Here is a 16,078-nt window from a genome sequence, read left to right as displayed (position 1 = left end):
TTAGATTGTTGACAATTCTTAGGCGGCTGCGGTTGTGAGGCTTGAGTTGATAGCAACTTCTGCTACTGAAACATTGCGTTTAATTTCCAAACTGTTGAGATAGGAGATTGGGTCATCAGCATTAAACGCAGAGCCATCAAACAGTTCGATAGGACCGCGATGGTATTTGATATCCAGCAGACCTAGTTCTCGCGCTGCTGTGCTGAACACGCTAACTCGACAAACGCGTTCGAGAATTTCCATCCAGTTGCGGGGGAAGGGAATATCACCCCATCGTGCCATCTGGGTCATTATCCATAAATGTTCGGTACGGCTGGGACGATTGACGCCATCTCCAAAGAAGAGATGATGGGCGTACTCTCGCATTGGTTGTTCGAGGTTGCAAACATTGGAGTTTGGATCGCCAAGCTGGATGTATTCCTCATTAGTGCTGACATATTCCCGACTGGCCAAAATCTGACGTACTTCTGGGAAGTTTTTCTCATTAGCACAGAATTGGCAAGCTTCCAATAAAGCTTTGACTAGAGCAATGTGGGTGTTGGGATACTTACTTGCCCAATCTTCGCGGACTCCTAAAACTTTGCCTGGGTGTCCTTGCCAGATTTCTAAATCTGTGGCGATGGTAAAGCCAATACCTTCTATTGCCGCCCGCAGATTCCAAGGTTCGCCCACGCAGTAGCCGTCTATACTTCCTGCTTGCAGGTCAGCGACCATCTGAGCCGGAGGAATAGTTTTGAGGGAAACATCGCGGTCGGGGTCAATGCCACCGGCTGCTAACCAGTAACGCAGGAGCAGATTGTGCATTGAGGAAGGATGAACCATCCCCAAGGTATGTTGTTTATCTGCTGACTCTTGCAACAATTTTCTAAAATCTGCGAGGGTGTAGACCCCTTTATCATAAAAATGTTTATCTAGGGTAATAGCATTGCCATTGCGGGTGAGGGTGAGAGCGCTGACAACTGGTACTGGGCGATCGCCATGTCCCCCGACAGTTAACCAAACGGGCATCCCAGCAGGCATTTGCGCTGCATCTAAATATCCACCAGTTATGCCGTCGGTAATTCCGCGCCAGCTTGATTCGCGCACGAGGTTAACTTCATCTAAACCGTACTTGGTAAAGAAGCCCTTTTCTTTGGCAACAGCAAGAGGAGCGCAGGCAGTTAGGGGGAGGAAACCAATATCTAAGTTAACTTTTTCTAAACCGTGACGGGCGATCGCAGCTGTTTTCCTTGCTCTGAGTTTCTTAATCCGTTTTTGTTGATTGAGGAAATAAATCATTTCACTCCGCAAACTGTAGTAGCTCGGATGTTCTACCACTTCCATCCGCTTGCGGGGTCGGGGGATATCTACCTCCAAAATTTGTCCGATTTTGGATTCCGGACCATTAGTCAGCATCACAATCCGGTCTGACAGCAACACGGCTTCATCAACATCGTGAGTCACCATAACGGCAGTGACTTCGTTTTCCTGACAAATCTGCATCAACTGCTCTTGCAAATTACCTCGTGTCAGGGCATCTAATGCACCAAAGGGTTCATCTAGCAAGAGTAATTTGGGACGAATTGCCAGGGCACGAGCGATCGCAACGCGCTGTTTTTGTCCCCCTGATAACATTGCTGGAGCTTTGTCAGCATGAGGGCGCAACCCAACTAAATCGATATGTTGCTCTACGATTGCTCTACGTTCACCCGCAGGTACATCCTTCATGACCGAATCTACAGCAAGGGCAATATTCTCGCGTACTGACCGCCAAGGCAGGAGAGAATAATTCTGAAACACGACCATCCTGTCGGGACCGGGTCTGGTGATTCTTTGTCCTTCTAAAGTTACGATACCGTCAGTTGGTAAATCCAGACCCGCAACCATATTCAACAAAGTGGACTTACCACAACCAGAGTGACCGATCAGACATACAAATTCCCCTTTTTTAATCTGAAGGTCTATCCCTTTCAGAGCAATATATTTACCACCATCTGATAAAGAAAAAACCTTCTCAATTTGGTCAACACCTACAAAAACGCTCATTATCTTTTGTCCTTTGTCATTTATCTTTTGTCATTTGTCCTTTGCCATTAGTCACTTGTCCGTTACATAGAACAAATGACTAATGACTGATGACGAGTAACTATTTTTGTTCTTCTGGCAGAATTTTTGACTGTAACAAGAGCATCAACTTGTCAAGTATCAAGCCAACAACACCGATATAAACCAGAGCTAAGATAATTTCACTGACATTATTATTTTGATAGGCATCCCAGATGAAAAATCCAATTCCGACGATACCGGACATGATAATTTCTGCAGCAATAATCGCCAACCAAGCCAATCCAATCGCAATCCTTAACCCTGTAAAAATGTAAGGTAGAGCAGCAGGAATAAGGATGTTCAAGAAATATTCCTTGCGAGAAAGTTGCAGAACTTTAGCTACGTTATTGTAATCTTGAGGAATTTGCTTAACCCCAACTGCTGTATTAATTAAGATGGGCCAAATTGACGTAATAAAGATAACGAAAAGGGCAGCAGGTTCGTTTTGTCGTAAGGCAGCAAGAGAAATTGGTACCCAAGCCAGAGGCGGTACAGTACGGAATAATTGGATCATCGGATCTAAAGCTTTGGACAGAGCTTTATTCGTACCGATCGCGATACCCAAGCTAATACCAAGAACTGCTGCTAATGAGTAACCAATTGCTACCCGTTGTAAACTAGCCAAAATTTGCCAAAATAAACCCTTGTCTATACCGCCTCTATCATAAAAAGGATACAAAATCAATATCCACGTATCTTGAACAACCTGGATTGGACCTGGTAGGGTTGCGCCAGGAGTCCAAGCAAATAACTGCCATAGGACAAGGAAGATAGCGATCGCTGCAAGTGGCGGTACAAGATCGGGAAATTGCTTTTGCAAACGGGCTAACCAGACATTTTGAAAACCGTTTGATGAGCGTCTTTGTAGTGTTACCATTGTTAACCCCTTCTCAAATTTGTCGTTAGTTGTTATCTTTAGGTAGTCAGTTGTTAGTTGTTAGTTGTTTTCCAACTAACTAATCACTAAACATTAACTTTTTTAATCTTGAGGCTCTGTAAGTAAGCCTTAGGATTCTCTGGGTCAAACTTAATGCCATCAAAAAATTCTTCAACACCACGAGATGTACTGGTGGGAATCTCTGCAGCAGCAACGCCCAATTCTTTAGCGGCTTCTTTCCACAAATCCTCACGGTTCACTTTATCTATAAGTGCTTTGGCATTTGTTAAAGTATCTGCTGGTAAGAAACCCCAGCGCACGCTTTCTGTTAAGAACCAGAGGTCATGGCTCTTGTAGGGATAAGAAACACTCCCTTTTTCATCTTTCCAGTACAAACTTGCCATTTTTCTGTCGTCAATGGTGCGACCATCACCCATGTCGTACTTACCCATAAAAGGATCGCTCAGAACTGCCACAGGAACGTTAAAATAATTGCGTCTTGCAAGGATTTCCGTGAGTTCTTTTCTGTTATCGAAGTTATCGCACCATTGCTGTGCTTCCATCAAACCTTTCAAAATGGCTTTGGTTGCTTTTGGATGCTTATCAACCCAATCAGCCCTCATTGCCAAGTATTCTTCAGGATGGTTTTTCCAGATTTCTGCAGTTAATGCAGCCATGAAGCCAATCTTATCTTTGACAATTCGGTAAGGCCAGGGGTCACCAGTACTGAAGGCATCCATCGTTCCCGTCTTCATGTTTGCAACTGTTTGAGCTGCCGGTACTGTTAGCAATTGAATATCTCTGTCTGGATCGACACCCGATGCTGCCAACCAGTAGCGAATCCAAAAATCTTGATTGACGCCTGGGAAAGTTTGTGCTGCTTTGAATGTAGCGTTTGCTGATTTCAGTTGAGCGAAAAATGATTCTTTCCCAGCAATTTGTACCCCAATTCCCTTACCTATATGCTTGCTGGCGAGAGCAATACCATTACCCTGGGTATTTAACTGGGCTAAAACATACATGGGAATTTTTCTGTTGCCCTTGGTAATGCGTCCTTCGGAAATTAAATAGGGCATGGGCATCTGCCATTGACCACCATCAATTCCTCCTCCTGCCGCCCCAATTTCGACGTTATCTCTAGCGGAACCCCAGTTAGCTTGTTTGGATAGATCGACATTGGTCATGCCATACTTTGCAAAGAAACCTTTCTCCTTTGCAATAATTAGAGGAGCGGCTTCAACAATTGGAATATATCCTAGTTTGACAGTGGTTGTTTCTGGAGCATCTGCTGCACTGACATTGGTAGCAACAGCTTGCTGTGCTTGAACTCCGGTGTTGTCAAATTCGGGAGGATTTCCCAAACAACCTTTAAGAAAGATAGAGCCTGCAGCAGAAACTCCAGCAGTTAATAAAAATTTACGTCGCGAAAATTCAGTCATAACTTTGTCTTGTGTCAATTTCAGTTGTTTTTAGTTACGGTCATACAGCAATCGAACAAAGACGTTCTTTGCTTGAAAAGACATTATTTATTTGTTATTTGAAACTTATAGCAGCCTCAACACCTTTAATTAGGTATTTTTGACTAACTTGAATTATCTGTTGTACATAACAATATCACTTCTTGAGAAGAATTTGCTAATTTTGAATGTCAATCATTAAAAAAATCTTATATCTTAACCATAAGGAAAAGTTTACTTAAAAAGTCTTATAACCTGCACTCAGTCTATATATCGGAGGAATCTGATGGTATCTATTAATTAGAATTGATTGTATTGCATACTTATTTTACGCAACTACGTTAGTTTTCAAGCGTCGATAGAATTTTTACTATGGTATGTATTGAATATAATTAACATTCGTAGGTTGGGTTGAGGAACGAAACCCAACATTTCTATGGAATGCATTGGATATATTGACGCATCGCAGCTTGGCTTGAGGAACGAAACCCAACATTTCCACCGAATGTATTGGACGTAGCTTGGCTTGAGGAACGAAACCCAACATTGAATCCAATTGTTAGCTCATCAAGCAAGTCAGCGAAAATGCCAACGACATTAAACAACAAGACGCAACACTTAATCGAATTGTTTCTACTACCAGCCCTAAAGCCAACTTGTGTTTACACTGACTTACTTATAGTAACCATTAAGTTTAATCTATAAATATTCGTTCTAGAGAAAAATTGCTCAAGCCATCGCCCCAGCCAAGTATCTTGAACGTGAAAACAAAATTATTATATAGATAGCTATGGAAAAACATCCGCTCTTTGCCAATCGCGTGGCAGTACTGGCAACCATGCACCATAAAGAGACAGCCATTGCTCCAATTCTCGAACAAGAGCTAGGAATCAAAGTCACCGTACCCCAAAATTTTGACACTGACCGTTTTGGAACATTTACACGAGAAGTGCAAAGGGCAGGAACCCAAATTGAAGCAGCAAGACGAAAAGCAGAAACAGCAATGTCTGTGATGGGTGAGTCTTTAGGATTGGCGAGTGAAGGTACATTTGGCCCCCATCCCAGCAGCCCGTTCATAGCCTGCAATCGAGAAATTATCATTCTCGTGGACAAAACAAATCAAATAGAAATTATTGGTGAAGCATTTTCCACCGAAACCAACTACAGCCATCGTGCTATCAAAACGATTGCCGAGGCGCAAGAGTTTGCAAAGACAGTTGGCTTTCCCGAACACGCCCTTGTCGTTATGTCTCATCCTTCACCCAAACACCAAGATGAGATTATCAAAGGTATAACTACAACAGATGCACTGGTAGAAGCAGTGACACTTGCTTTAAAGCGTTCGGAAAATGGCGAAGTATTTATAGAAACAGATATGCGAGCGCTTTACAACCCTACCAGAATGAAAAATATTGCGATCGCAACTCATAGTTTGGTAAAAAAGCTCCTAAATGCTTGCCCCAACTGTTCTTTTCCTGGTTTTGACGTGATGGAAAGGAAAAAGGGGTTACCCTGTGCCTATTGCCACTCACCTACACGGTTCACTCTTGCAGCAATATACAAATGTAAGAAATGTGGATTTTCTCAAGAGGTTTTGTTTCCAGATGGGTTGCAAGAGGTAGATCCATCGCTATGTGATTATTGTAATCCTTAATTAGCCAACCCATCCTATATATTAGGCGGACAAGGATGCCCACCCTACAAAACCGTGGTGGTGTACTAGTTGAATTTACCCCCCTTATAAAGCTACGGTGGTATACACAAGTTGAATTTACCCCCCTTAATCCCCCCTTATAAAGGGGGGGAAACAAGAAATTGAATTCCCTCCCCTTTATGGGAACGGGGTTAGGGAGAGGTATTATCCAAGTGTTGCCTTCTTTTTTCAAGTTGGTAATAACTTCTCATCCATGATTTATGTGACACTAAAAGAAGTGTCTATTGCTTTAAAATCCCCTCCGGAAAATAAAAAATAAATCTGTAATTATAAAGCTTTCATTTATATAAAAAATACCGACATTTCCTTATAGCCTTTTCCTTCATTAGCAAGACTTTTTCGGGTAATTTTAGAAAGTTTGTGGAACATTATTGTTTCTTTTTCGACTTTGAATGTAAAAGTAATACCTAAAAAACTTGGTAGGTTTTATGAAACGGTTACTGAAGTCTTTTGTGACAATTTCTGCATTGTCTTCCATCGTAATTGCCCCTATGTTTCTAACTGCTGGTCAAGCTTCTGCGGGAGAAACACAAAAAGGTACCGATGCTAGCTATGTTGGTGCTGGTGTTTCTGCTGGTTTTACAAATGGCGGTCAAAATGGCGATGCTGCTACACTTGGCGGTAATCTCACAGGTCGCGTGAAATTAGGTAATACTCCTTTCTCTGCTCGTGCTAATCTCAACTTTAGTGATGAGACGACTGCTATCGTCCCCCATGTTTCCGCAGATTTGGGAATTGCAAAGGGTACTAATGCTTATGTCGGTGTTGGTTACCAATTTGTAGAAGCGAATGGCAAACCAACCCCAAGTGGTAACGATGATGCACTTGCAGTTATTGCTGGAGTTGAATCTGAAGTTGGCAAAAACTTCTTGATCTACAGCAATGCTAGCGTAGGAATTGAGGCTTACGAAAATAGCCCTGCCTCTTCTGTCAGCGTCAATGGTGGTGTAGGCTATCGCTTTAGGTAAACAGAAATGCTTAAAGGTAAAGAGCGAGGGTAAGTTAATAAACTTTTCTTACCCTGACTCCGATCTCCAAAAAATAGGAACATAAACATAGTATAAGTAATGTTGCTGGGTTTATTTATGTGTTGCGTCACTCGTAAACTCAGCTTTTTGCCGTGTTAAAATTACACTATTCCTCTAAATTCCGAGCGGATTTTGGGGAAATAGAAGCCGTAAGGGTGCTACCAGTTCCGCTTCGGCATATTAAGACGCATATTGGTAATCTTTTATTACTCCAATGGTTAAATCTGCTCCTTCCCTGACAACAAGCCGCAAGCCTTCCAAAGTAGAAGCTATTAAGGAACGCAGCAATTTTTTGCGTGAACCTGTGGCAACCGAGCTCCTTCAGGATACAACTCACTTTAGCGAAGACGCAATACAAATCCTGAAATTTCATGGCTCTTACCAACAGGATAACCGTGACAATCGCGTTAAGGGACAGGAAAAGGATTACCAGTTCATGCTGCGGACAAAAAATCCGGGTGGCTTTGTTCCACCACAGCTATATCTGACTTTAGATAAGCTGGCTGATGAATATGGCAATCACACCTTAAGAGCAACCACCCGTCAAGGGTTTCAGTTACACGGAATTTTAAAGAAAAATCTTAAGGCATCCATTGCCGCTATTATCACAAGCATGGGTTCTACCCTAGGGGCGTGTGGTGACTTAAACCGCAACGTGATGGCACCTCCAGCACCTTTTAAGAATAAGCCTGAGTATAAATACGCATGGGAATATGCCGATCGCGTTGCTCAGTTGCTGACACCCCAAACAGGGGCATACTATGAAATCTGGCTTGATGACGAAATGGCAATCAGTGCCGAAGAAAGCCCAGAAGTCAAGACAGCACGGCAAAAAAATGGGACGGGAACAATCTTCCACGATAAGGAAGAACCCATCTACGGCACATACTATATGCCGCGTAAGTTTAAGGTTAGCGTTACAGTTCCTGGCGATAATTCCATAGATTTGTACAGCCAAGACCTGACTTTGGTGGTCATCACTAACAGCGAAGGAGAATTAGCAGGATTCGACGTCTTTGCTGGTGGAGGTTTGGGACGAACCCACAATAAAGAAGAAACTTTTGCAAGGTTGGCAGATCCAATTTGCTATGTCGATAAGGAAGATGTTTACGACATAGTTAAGGCAATCGTTGCAACTCAAAGAGATTATGGCGATCGCACTGACCGCCGCCATGCTAGATTGAAGTACTTAATCCATGATTGGGGCGTGGATAAGTTCCGTTCAATGGTCGAGGAATACTTTGGCAAGCCACTGCAACCCTTTAAGCCTTTGCCAGAATTTAAGTATGATGATTTCTTGGGATGGAACGAGCAGGGTGACGGCAAACTGTTCTTGGGTATTTCCATCGACAACGGTCGGATTAAAGATGAAGGGAACTTCCAACTGAAAACCGCTTTGCGGGAAATTGTCGAGCAATTTAACTTACCCATCCACCTCACACCTCACCAAAACGCTCTCCTCGTTGATATCGAACCAGAGAACAAGCAAGTAATTCAGGATATTCTCGCTCGTTGTGGTGTCGTCTTTGACCCCGGTAAAATTGACCCCCTTGAGCGGTATGCAATGGCTTGTCCCGCTTTGCCAACCTGTGGTTTGGCAATCACAGAATCAGAACGGGCAATTCCGGGAATTTTGGAGCGGATACGCAGTCTGTTACATAAAGTAGGTTTACAAAATGAACACTTTGTGGTAAGGATGACAGGCTGTCCCAATGGTTGCGCCCGTCCTTACATGGCAGAACTGGGCTTTGTCGGTAGCGCCCCAGAATCTTACCAACTTTGGTTGGGAGGCTCGCCCAATCAAACCAGATTGGCTTTGCCTTATATGGAACGGCTGCACCATAACGACTTGGAAACCCAGCTAGAACCGATTTTTGTTTACTTCAAACAACAACGTAAAGCAGAAGAAAAGTTTGGGGATTTTTGCGATCGCGTAGGTTTTGATGCCATCCGAGAGTTTGCGGCTAAATATGAGTCGGAAACTGCTATTAAAACAGATGACATCACAGACGATAGCGATGGCTTGGTGGAAACGATGGCAGATTCTACCACCGCATCCATTACAGAGGACAGCGATCGTCAGATCGTAGCAATAGCCAATACAACCACCGCCACCAACAAAACACGCCGTCGCATTACCCTGAAAGAAGAGGTTTACACCAAACTTAAGGAAATCTCCGATCGCCAAGGAAAGCCCATGACCCATTTGGTTAATGACGCACTCCTGGAATACTTGAATAAACTTTCCTAAGAACAAAAAGCACTGGGCGATCGTCCATCAACCAGTGCCTTTTAATGCTGTAAAGCACTGGGGGTTGTTTGCCCTCTCAACGTACCTTATTAGACCGGGAAACGCTATAACGCCTATTTTGTAAGCATTAGCGGGCTTTTCAACCAATTTCTACTGAGGTAAAGACTGGTTTTCATTGTTTACCTTTTCAAAATGAAATCCTCCCTCTTCAAGTCCCTTGCACGCACCACCTGAACCTTGAACTACTTTCACAAGCTCAGATTCCTGAATCCTCTCGCCTTTGTTAAATTTGAGTCCATGTCCTGAAGTTTCATCCGCCGAAAGCTCAATCGAATTAAGATTTTTAAGTACAGTGTCGCGAGAGGGATTACCAGACTCTTTTATAGCCTTGATAAAAGCTTTAGTGGCATCATAACTAGCAGCTGTTTGCCAGCTAATCCCCCCTCCCCATTTTGTGCAAGCTTTCCGTGCAAATGATTGTGAGTGTGATTCCTCAAACCAAGGAACTGCTAAAACTAAGCCCTCAAGTGCCTTGTTACCTTTTTTTAAGGTATCAGCACTATACATAGAATCTCCCCCTAGCAAACGTAGCTTTCTAGGCAAGTCTGCTTGGTTTTGTTGAGCATTAGCAATGTCAATCACGGTAGAGATAAGCTCAAGATTGGGGAAAAAGACCCCCGCATCAGCCTTGTCTTGAAATATACTCAGCAATACTTCAGCAGTTGGATTCAGATTTGGATCTGACAAATCCCTGTAGCGAACAACTTCTCCTCCTTTATCTTTAAAGGATGTTTCAAAAGCTTTCTTTAAGCTTTCACTATAAATTTCATTTTTTGTATAGAAAACAACAGCTCTTTTGATATTATTAGCGATCGCGTATTCAGCTAATTTTTCACCAGTTTTAGCATCAGAAGGAACTGCTCTAAAAAAGACTTTGAAAGTGTCCGCATTTAATTCCGTACTAGTACTGCTAGGAGATATCATCGCTAAGTTCTTATCTTTATACTTAGTCAATGCAGCCTGACTGACAGGGCTACTATTATGTCCGATGACTCCTAAAACTCTTGAATCTTTAATCAATTCCTCTGCAACTCTTTGACCTTGCTTTCGGTCATTCTTATCATCAGCAATTATGATATTAAGCAACCGACCTTTATATCCGCCTTTATTATTAAACTCCGACTGTGCTTGTGCAACTCCTCTCAAAATTTCTGTAGCCCTTTCTCTTCTTGAATTTATAGGGACAGCAACTGCCAAAGTGAGAGGATTACCTCTTTCATATGCTAAAGCATTATTATAGTATATTTCTGGTTCTGGGTCATTTCGATCGCTTTGTTTTGCTTTCGTAAAGAGTTGCTTTGCCTTTAAGTAATCTCCTTTTTGAAAAACCTCCACACCCTGTTGTTGATAAAAATTACCATTTCCCAAATAAAACGTCTTTTTGCCATCACTGAATAGTTCTGGTTCTAATACATATGGAACAACCAAACTTATAATTTTTGTTGGTAATTGTTGCCATATAAGTACTCCCGTTATGGCGATCGCAAATATTATTGTAGTTATTCGCCAAATACGGTAGCTTTTTACTACAAGTTCCAAGCTGGCGTTAAGAAACTGATAATCTTCATTGCTCAAATTCTTATCTGCTTGCCATGCTAAAGCTTCATGTAGTTTTCTGCCCCGTAATAGCCAAGTTTTGTTCTTGTCAGTTTTCCAACCTGTTAACTCTTTCCCATAAGGTCGTAGAGTTAATAACATTTCTTTGACCCAATTTCTGGAGAAAACTTCTTGATAAATACGATTATAAATAACTATGTTTCTATTTTTCTCTACAACCAATCCTGACAAAATTAATTCGCTTTGTTCCAAACTCCCATCAACTTGAATTTCTTGCTTTTGGCAAATTTCTAAATAAATTTTTAGTAATTTAAAAGTAGTATGTTTACTATTAATAATTCTATCGCGAATTGTTCTCAAATGTTGGGGATTATCTTCGTCTTCCCAATTTTCGATAATATTCAATTTCACATATTGTTCCACCCAGATCCGTAAAGCCTTGTTGTCTTGAGGAATCTTATCTGGACAATCAGCAATCTTTTTACATATTTTTTGAGTTAAGAAGGGTTGACCTCCAGTCCATTCAAGAACTTCTCTAATAAGATTCTCAGTCACATTAATATGACTAACTTTGCCTTGTAAACCTTTAGTTAGAGGTCTAGCCTCTTCAAATGAAAAGCCATTCAACTTAATTTCTTGACCAATATTAAAAGGTGTACGTCGCTTATCTTGAATTAATTGGGAAGGTGTAGCGACTCCCAGCAATGCAAAAGTAATTCTGTTATAATTTAAGTTATTTGCACGTTTGTTATAATAACCTCGAATAAAAGCAAAAAAATCATCTGTGGAAAAGCCCAAACTGAGAACAGAGTCGATTTCATCTATAAAAATTACAATATTTTGAGAAACCTTTGGCAATAAAATTTCTTCAAGAAAATTGCTTAATCGTTTTACAGGAGTTATTCGATTGTGCTCCTGCCACCAAGTTAACAATCGATTTGATGGTAAATTAAAGCTATCCGATAGCTCTTTGACAAAAGTATAATACCAATTTTCTTGAGTGCTTCCTTCAGTTCCAAGTCCATCTAGACTAATGAAAGCACAAGCAAAGTTTTCATTTTCTAGCTTTTTTCTAACTCGTACTTGTAAGCTGGACTTACCCATTTGCCGTGAGTTGAGTACATAACAAAATTTACCAGCTTTCAGTCCCTCATAAAGATTTTTGTCAGCTTGTCTTTCTATATAACTAGGCGCATCTGATTTTAAAGTTCCTCCAACTTGATAGTATTCCAGTTCTTGCTCCATTATTGATGTTCTCCTAGCAATTATTATCTTTAATACTAAAGCCCTTAGTCTTGAAGATACATACGGAAATACTGACGGTACAATTCGCAACGAGGTTTGGCAAAATGTCCGTGTAGCGTCACTAGTCCCAAACGTTGCAGAGATTTTACCTGCATTGGATTTAACTGAACCTGGTTTTCTTCGTCTGACTTGACAACTTTACTAAAGGCTGTTTTCAATTCTGAATTCTTTTCCAAATTTTTCCACAGTTCGCGCAAATGGTCGCTAAATATTCCTGATGCTGTAGGTGCAGCCTGTAATATTTCTTCAAGGGTTTTTTGTTGAAGCTTAATACTATCAAGAGCTATTCTGACCAAAAGAGGATGCCCTCCTACCACAGCCATTAGTTGTTCAACCCTATCTAACGTCCAATCCAGCCGATGACGTTTAACTAAACGCTGCACTTGGATAGGTGTAAATTCAGGTAAATCAATAACAACCCCAACATTAGCAAGAGGTGAACTATTAATATCTAGGGAGGCATAAACTTCGGTTGAATGAACAATTATCAGACGGAGTTTTTCCCAAACTATGCTATTTGAATCACCTCTTTTTGCTAAATCGTTCCAATTGCGGAGAAGTTTACAAAAGTCAGGAGCAATTTTTGGATGTTCAAAAACCAAATCAACGTTATCTAAGGCGAGTACTATGGGACTATTAATGTTTGGCAATAGGTATTTTTGAAAGTAGTACCTGCTGTTGTAGTTGCAACTCGCTTGATTGTCCCAATACTCATTTAACTTATTAGGTAAGCCTAGCTCATTACCGACAACAACACAAAATGACCGTAAAAATCTTTTTAAATCTGTTGTTACTGTACCATCTACTAAATTCTGACAGCTTAAAGTCAAGGTTTGATAGTTACAGCCTCTGGCATAGCGAAGAACCTTATTCATAAGTGATGTTTTGCCCATCTTCTCAGGCGCTTTAATCCGAATCAAGGCACCTTGCTGTTTAATTGCTTTGTAACAAAGTTGTTCGATAGGAGGACGTTCAATATAGAAATCAGTGGCTGCTTTGTCTGCTTTTTTACGGATAATGGGGATTAGGTTTTCTGAAAGACCTTGCAACTGAGTTTCCACACACCCAAACTCATAAGCCTCCTCAATTGAGCGATTTGCCCCTAATGCTTTGTAAAAACCAACAGCAAAAGCAATTGCTGCTCGATCTTCAATTTCTTTCCTCATGCCAATGATAAAGGGTATATGCTTGACAATAGCCTTTGCTTGAGCATCTGAATAACAGGCATTTAAAATTACGCAACGCACACTATCAGCTACTAATTCAAACAAAGCAGCAAGAGCTTTAGGTTCTACAGGATGGGCTTGACCGAATTCATTTTCAAAGCACAGCTCGCCATGACTTGTACCATGCCCGGAAAAATGTACAATCTGGGGAGTAAAATTTAGTATCGCTTGGCTGATATCTCCAGGACGTGCAGAGAAGCTATACTCAAGCAGAAATCTATCCCGCAGGTTAGCTTGTTGAATTTTTTCTTTGATATCTCGCAACTCCTGTGTTACGCGGAGGCAACTAGTGTCGTTTGGTTCGGCTGTCAAAAACAGAATTCTAATATTGTCATTCTTCATTTAGAATTACTCCATACGCTAGATGACTGACAGCGTTTTCCAAAAAATATTTAGTACCGATCGCACTTAATTATCAGGTCACTAACAGCAAAATTCTGCAAATGAATCTAAGTAAAAATATTTACTAGCTAAGTAGATACACGGAGATACAAAAGTATTTCTCCTTAATCTAACGACTTTCCGGATACAAATCAAATCGTTTCTGCATTTACCCAAGCTTACTATCGCATCATGGCTCAACTGCAACGCATCGCGATCGCACTCTCCCAACTCCAAGAAAATCGAATTTTGCTCACACCCCAACAACAACATTACTTGGGGCGTGTTTTGCGTTTGCGTCAGGGCGATCGCTTTATTGCAATGGATGGTATGGGACAATGGTGGCTGGCGCAGTTAGAAGGAGAAAACGCGCAGGTTTTAGAGCGGATAGAGGTACAAACCGAGTTACCCGCATCCATAACACTAATGCTCGCCTTACCTAAAGGAAATGCATTTGATGATGTGGTACGCAGTTGTACTGAGTTAGGAGTCGCTGTTATTGCTCCGGTAGTGAGCGAGCGTACCTTACTCAAGCCCAGCCCTCAAAAACTCGAACGATGGCAGCGAATTGCACAAGAAGCCGCAGAACAATCTGAGCGTTCCTTTGTTCCAACTCTTTTACAACCTGTTTCTTTTACTACAGGTTTGTCATCAATTGTGGATCGCTCTGTTAACAATCAGCAATATATTTGTGTTGCCCGTGGTGATTCTCCCCATTTACGAGATTGTTTGCAAAACAAGGAACAATTAACACATGACACCGGACAAAAAACAATTGTCGTTGCTGTAGGACCAGAGGGGGGATGGACAGAAAAAGAAGTGGAGTGTGCAGTTAATGCAGGGTTTCAACCAGTTTCCCTCGGACGCCGCATTCTAAGAGCAGTGACAGCGCCGATTGTAGCCTTGTCTATTTTGGCGGCTGAGTTAGAATCGAGTGACTTCCGCTCACGCAAAGACGCAAAGGGGCAAAGCAATTTTTAGCGTGTTTGTGGGCAACGTATTACTAGAGAAGTCATAAATATTTGATATTGAGCCATGCTTGAGCAAGTTGCTGCCGCCCTAGAGCACAAAGATTACCCCACCGCTGCTAAATTTCTCAAACAGCTACTGAAAGAATCGCCAGACAATCCTTGGGTGCAATTTTATCTGGGACGGCTATATGAAGGCACCGGAAAGCATCAGGAAGCAGAAAAAATTTATCGGCGTTTGTTACGCGATACGACGAATTCTAAGTTATTAACGCAGGCACGCCAAGGTTTGCAGCGCTTGGAAGATATTGTAAAACAGGAAAGACAGCAGGCGATCGCTCAAGCAACAGCAGACCCCGGCAATACTGAACTTGGCGTTTTGATTTTAGAACCTCTGAGCAATGAGTTCAAAACTCAAGCAGCACAAAAATTTGCTCAGATTATGCATCTCGATCCCTACAATGCAAGATTATTGTTACCAAGCCGTGGTTGGCGATTATACCGTGCTGGGGCAGTAGGAGAACTCAAATATTACGGTGAACAGTTACGCAACGCTGCAATTCCTTGTTTTTGGACAACTCTCGCTGAAATTAAAAAAATTCAAGTTTTTCAAGTCAGTCATTTCCTAGAATCTACTTCAGGTGCAACTGCTGTTTGCAGAAATGATGCAAATCAACTTGGTTCTCTCAACTTTGACTGGTCAGAAGTGAAAGGGCGCGTGCAGGGTTTGCTACCTATATTTGAACAAGTTGTAGATCGGGATGCACGGCGCAAGCTAGAACGTAAAATACAAACACAGGACTACTTTCAATTTTGCGATTTACACTTACCAAGCAGAGGCTGCATTCTGCGACTGTATGATAACGGCTATCAATTTCAGCAAGGAACAGAAATTGCGGATAACGCCAGTCAAAATACAATCAGAATCAATTGGAATAGCTTGCTCAGTTGGATGGATCGGAAACTTCCACAAGTTGGGGTTTCCTCTGACTTTGCACATTTTGTAGAAACAGCTTTAGATCGGACAGACCTACTGAGTCAAATTCAATCTCACATGCAGTTATTTCGCAGAGAACCCAGTTATTGGGACCAAGCTTTTCATTTATATAGTAGTCTGGTTTTCGTGCAAAACCTTAAAAATTGAAGATGGCAGATGGCATTCCTTCTGC

General features: G+C 41.7%; 10 protein-coding genes. 5 read left to right on the top strand and 5 right to left on the bottom strand.

The features are described from left to right. Nucleotides 1-18 precede the first annotated feature (18 nt). The 3 genes from ACYRY3_RS27085 to ACYRY3_RS27075 all read right to left on the bottom strand — a co-directional run bounded on the left by ACYRY3_RS27085 (nt 19) and on the right by ACYRY3_RS27075 (nt 4,401). Nucleotides 19-2,025 (bottom strand): ABC transporter ATP-binding/substrate-binding protein, encoded by a 2,007-nt coding sequence (locus tag ACYRY3_RS27085; protein ID WP_460204727.1) that lies wholly within the window; start codon nt 2,023-2,025, stop codon nt 19-21. Between the two features lie 100 nt (nt 2,026-2,125). Then, nucleotides 2,126-2,962 carry a nitrate ABC transporter permease gene (ntrB, locus tag ACYRY3_RS27080; RefSeq protein WP_460204726.1) on the bottom strand — a complete coding sequence of 279 codons (837 nt, stop codon included), beginning with the start codon at nt 2,960-2,962 and terminating at the stop codon, nt 2,126-2,128. A gap of 86 nt (nt 2,963-3,048) precedes the next feature. Continuing rightward, nucleotides 3,049-4,401, bottom strand: coding sequence for a CmpA/NrtA family ABC transporter substrate-binding protein (locus ACYRY3_RS27075; protein ID WP_460204724.1), 1,353 nt, complete (start codon nt 4,399-4,401; stop codon nt 3,049-3,051). Nucleotides 4,402-5,209: 808 nt separating this feature from the next. Between ACYRY3_RS27075 and ACYRY3_RS27070 the strand changes: the two genes are divergently transcribed. The 3 genes from ACYRY3_RS27070 to sir all read left to right on the top strand — a co-directional run bounded on the left by ACYRY3_RS27070 (nt 5,210) and on the right by sir (nt 9,412). Continuing rightward, entirely contained in the window at nt 5,210-6,073 is an 864-nt protein-coding gene (locus ACYRY3_RS27070) for a DUF6671 family protein (protein ID WP_460204722.1), read from the top strand. Nucleotides 6,074-6,561: 488 nt separating this feature from the next. Continuing rightward, nucleotides 6,562-7,101 carry a hypothetical protein gene (locus ACYRY3_RS27065; protein WP_460204721.1) on the top strand — a complete coding sequence of 180 codons (540 nt, stop codon included), beginning with the start codon at nt 6,562-6,564 and terminating at the stop codon, nt 7,099-7,101. A gap of 274 nt (nt 7,102-7,375) precedes the next feature. After that, the gene (gene sir / locus ACYRY3_RS27060) at nt 7,376-9,412 is read left to right on the top strand and encodes a sulfite reductase, ferredoxin dependent (protein ID WP_460204720.1); all 2,037 of its coding nucleotides are present in this window, start codon (nt 7,376-7,378) and stop codon (nt 9,410-9,412) included. A gap of 150 nt (nt 9,413-9,562) precedes the next feature. Here the strand turns inward: sir and ACYRY3_RS27055 are convergent, their stop codons facing one another. Both ACYRY3_RS27055 and ACYRY3_RS27050 read right to left on the bottom strand, forming a co-directional pair. Continuing rightward, nucleotides 9,563-12,274, bottom strand: a complete 2,712-nt coding sequence (locus ACYRY3_RS27055; RefSeq protein ID WP_460204719.1) for an ABC transporter substrate-binding protein — start codon at nt 12,272-12,274, stop codon at nt 9,563-9,565. Nucleotides 12,275-12,318: 44 nt separating this feature from the next. After that, complete coding sequence (locus ACYRY3_RS27050) at nt 12,319-13,902, bottom strand: AAA-like domain-containing protein (protein WP_460204717.1); 1,584 nt, start codon at nt 13,900-13,902, stop codon at nt 12,319-12,321. A 231-nt stretch (nt 13,903-14,133) separates the two neighbouring features. Between ACYRY3_RS27050 and ACYRY3_RS27045 the strand changes: the two genes are divergently transcribed. Together ACYRY3_RS27045 and ACYRY3_RS27040 are read left to right on the top strand one after the other, a co-directional pair. Then, on the top strand, nt 14,134-14,922 hold the full coding sequence (locus ACYRY3_RS27045; RefSeq protein ID WP_460204716.1) for a 16S rRNA (uracil(1498)-N(3))-methyltransferase: 789 nt from the start codon (nt 14,134-14,136) through the stop codon (nt 14,920-14,922). A 54-nt stretch (nt 14,923-14,976) separates the two neighbouring features. Further along, entirely contained in the window at nt 14,977-16,053 is a 1,077-nt protein-coding gene (locus tag ACYRY3_RS27040; RefSeq protein WP_460204714.1) for a tetratricopeptide repeat protein, read from the top strand. The last annotated feature ends 25 nt before the right edge of the window (nt 16,054-16,078 follow it).

This window comes from Scytonema sp. NUACC21, assembly GCF_054684315.1.
This window is presented reverse-complemented; position numbering and strand designations above follow the sequence as displayed.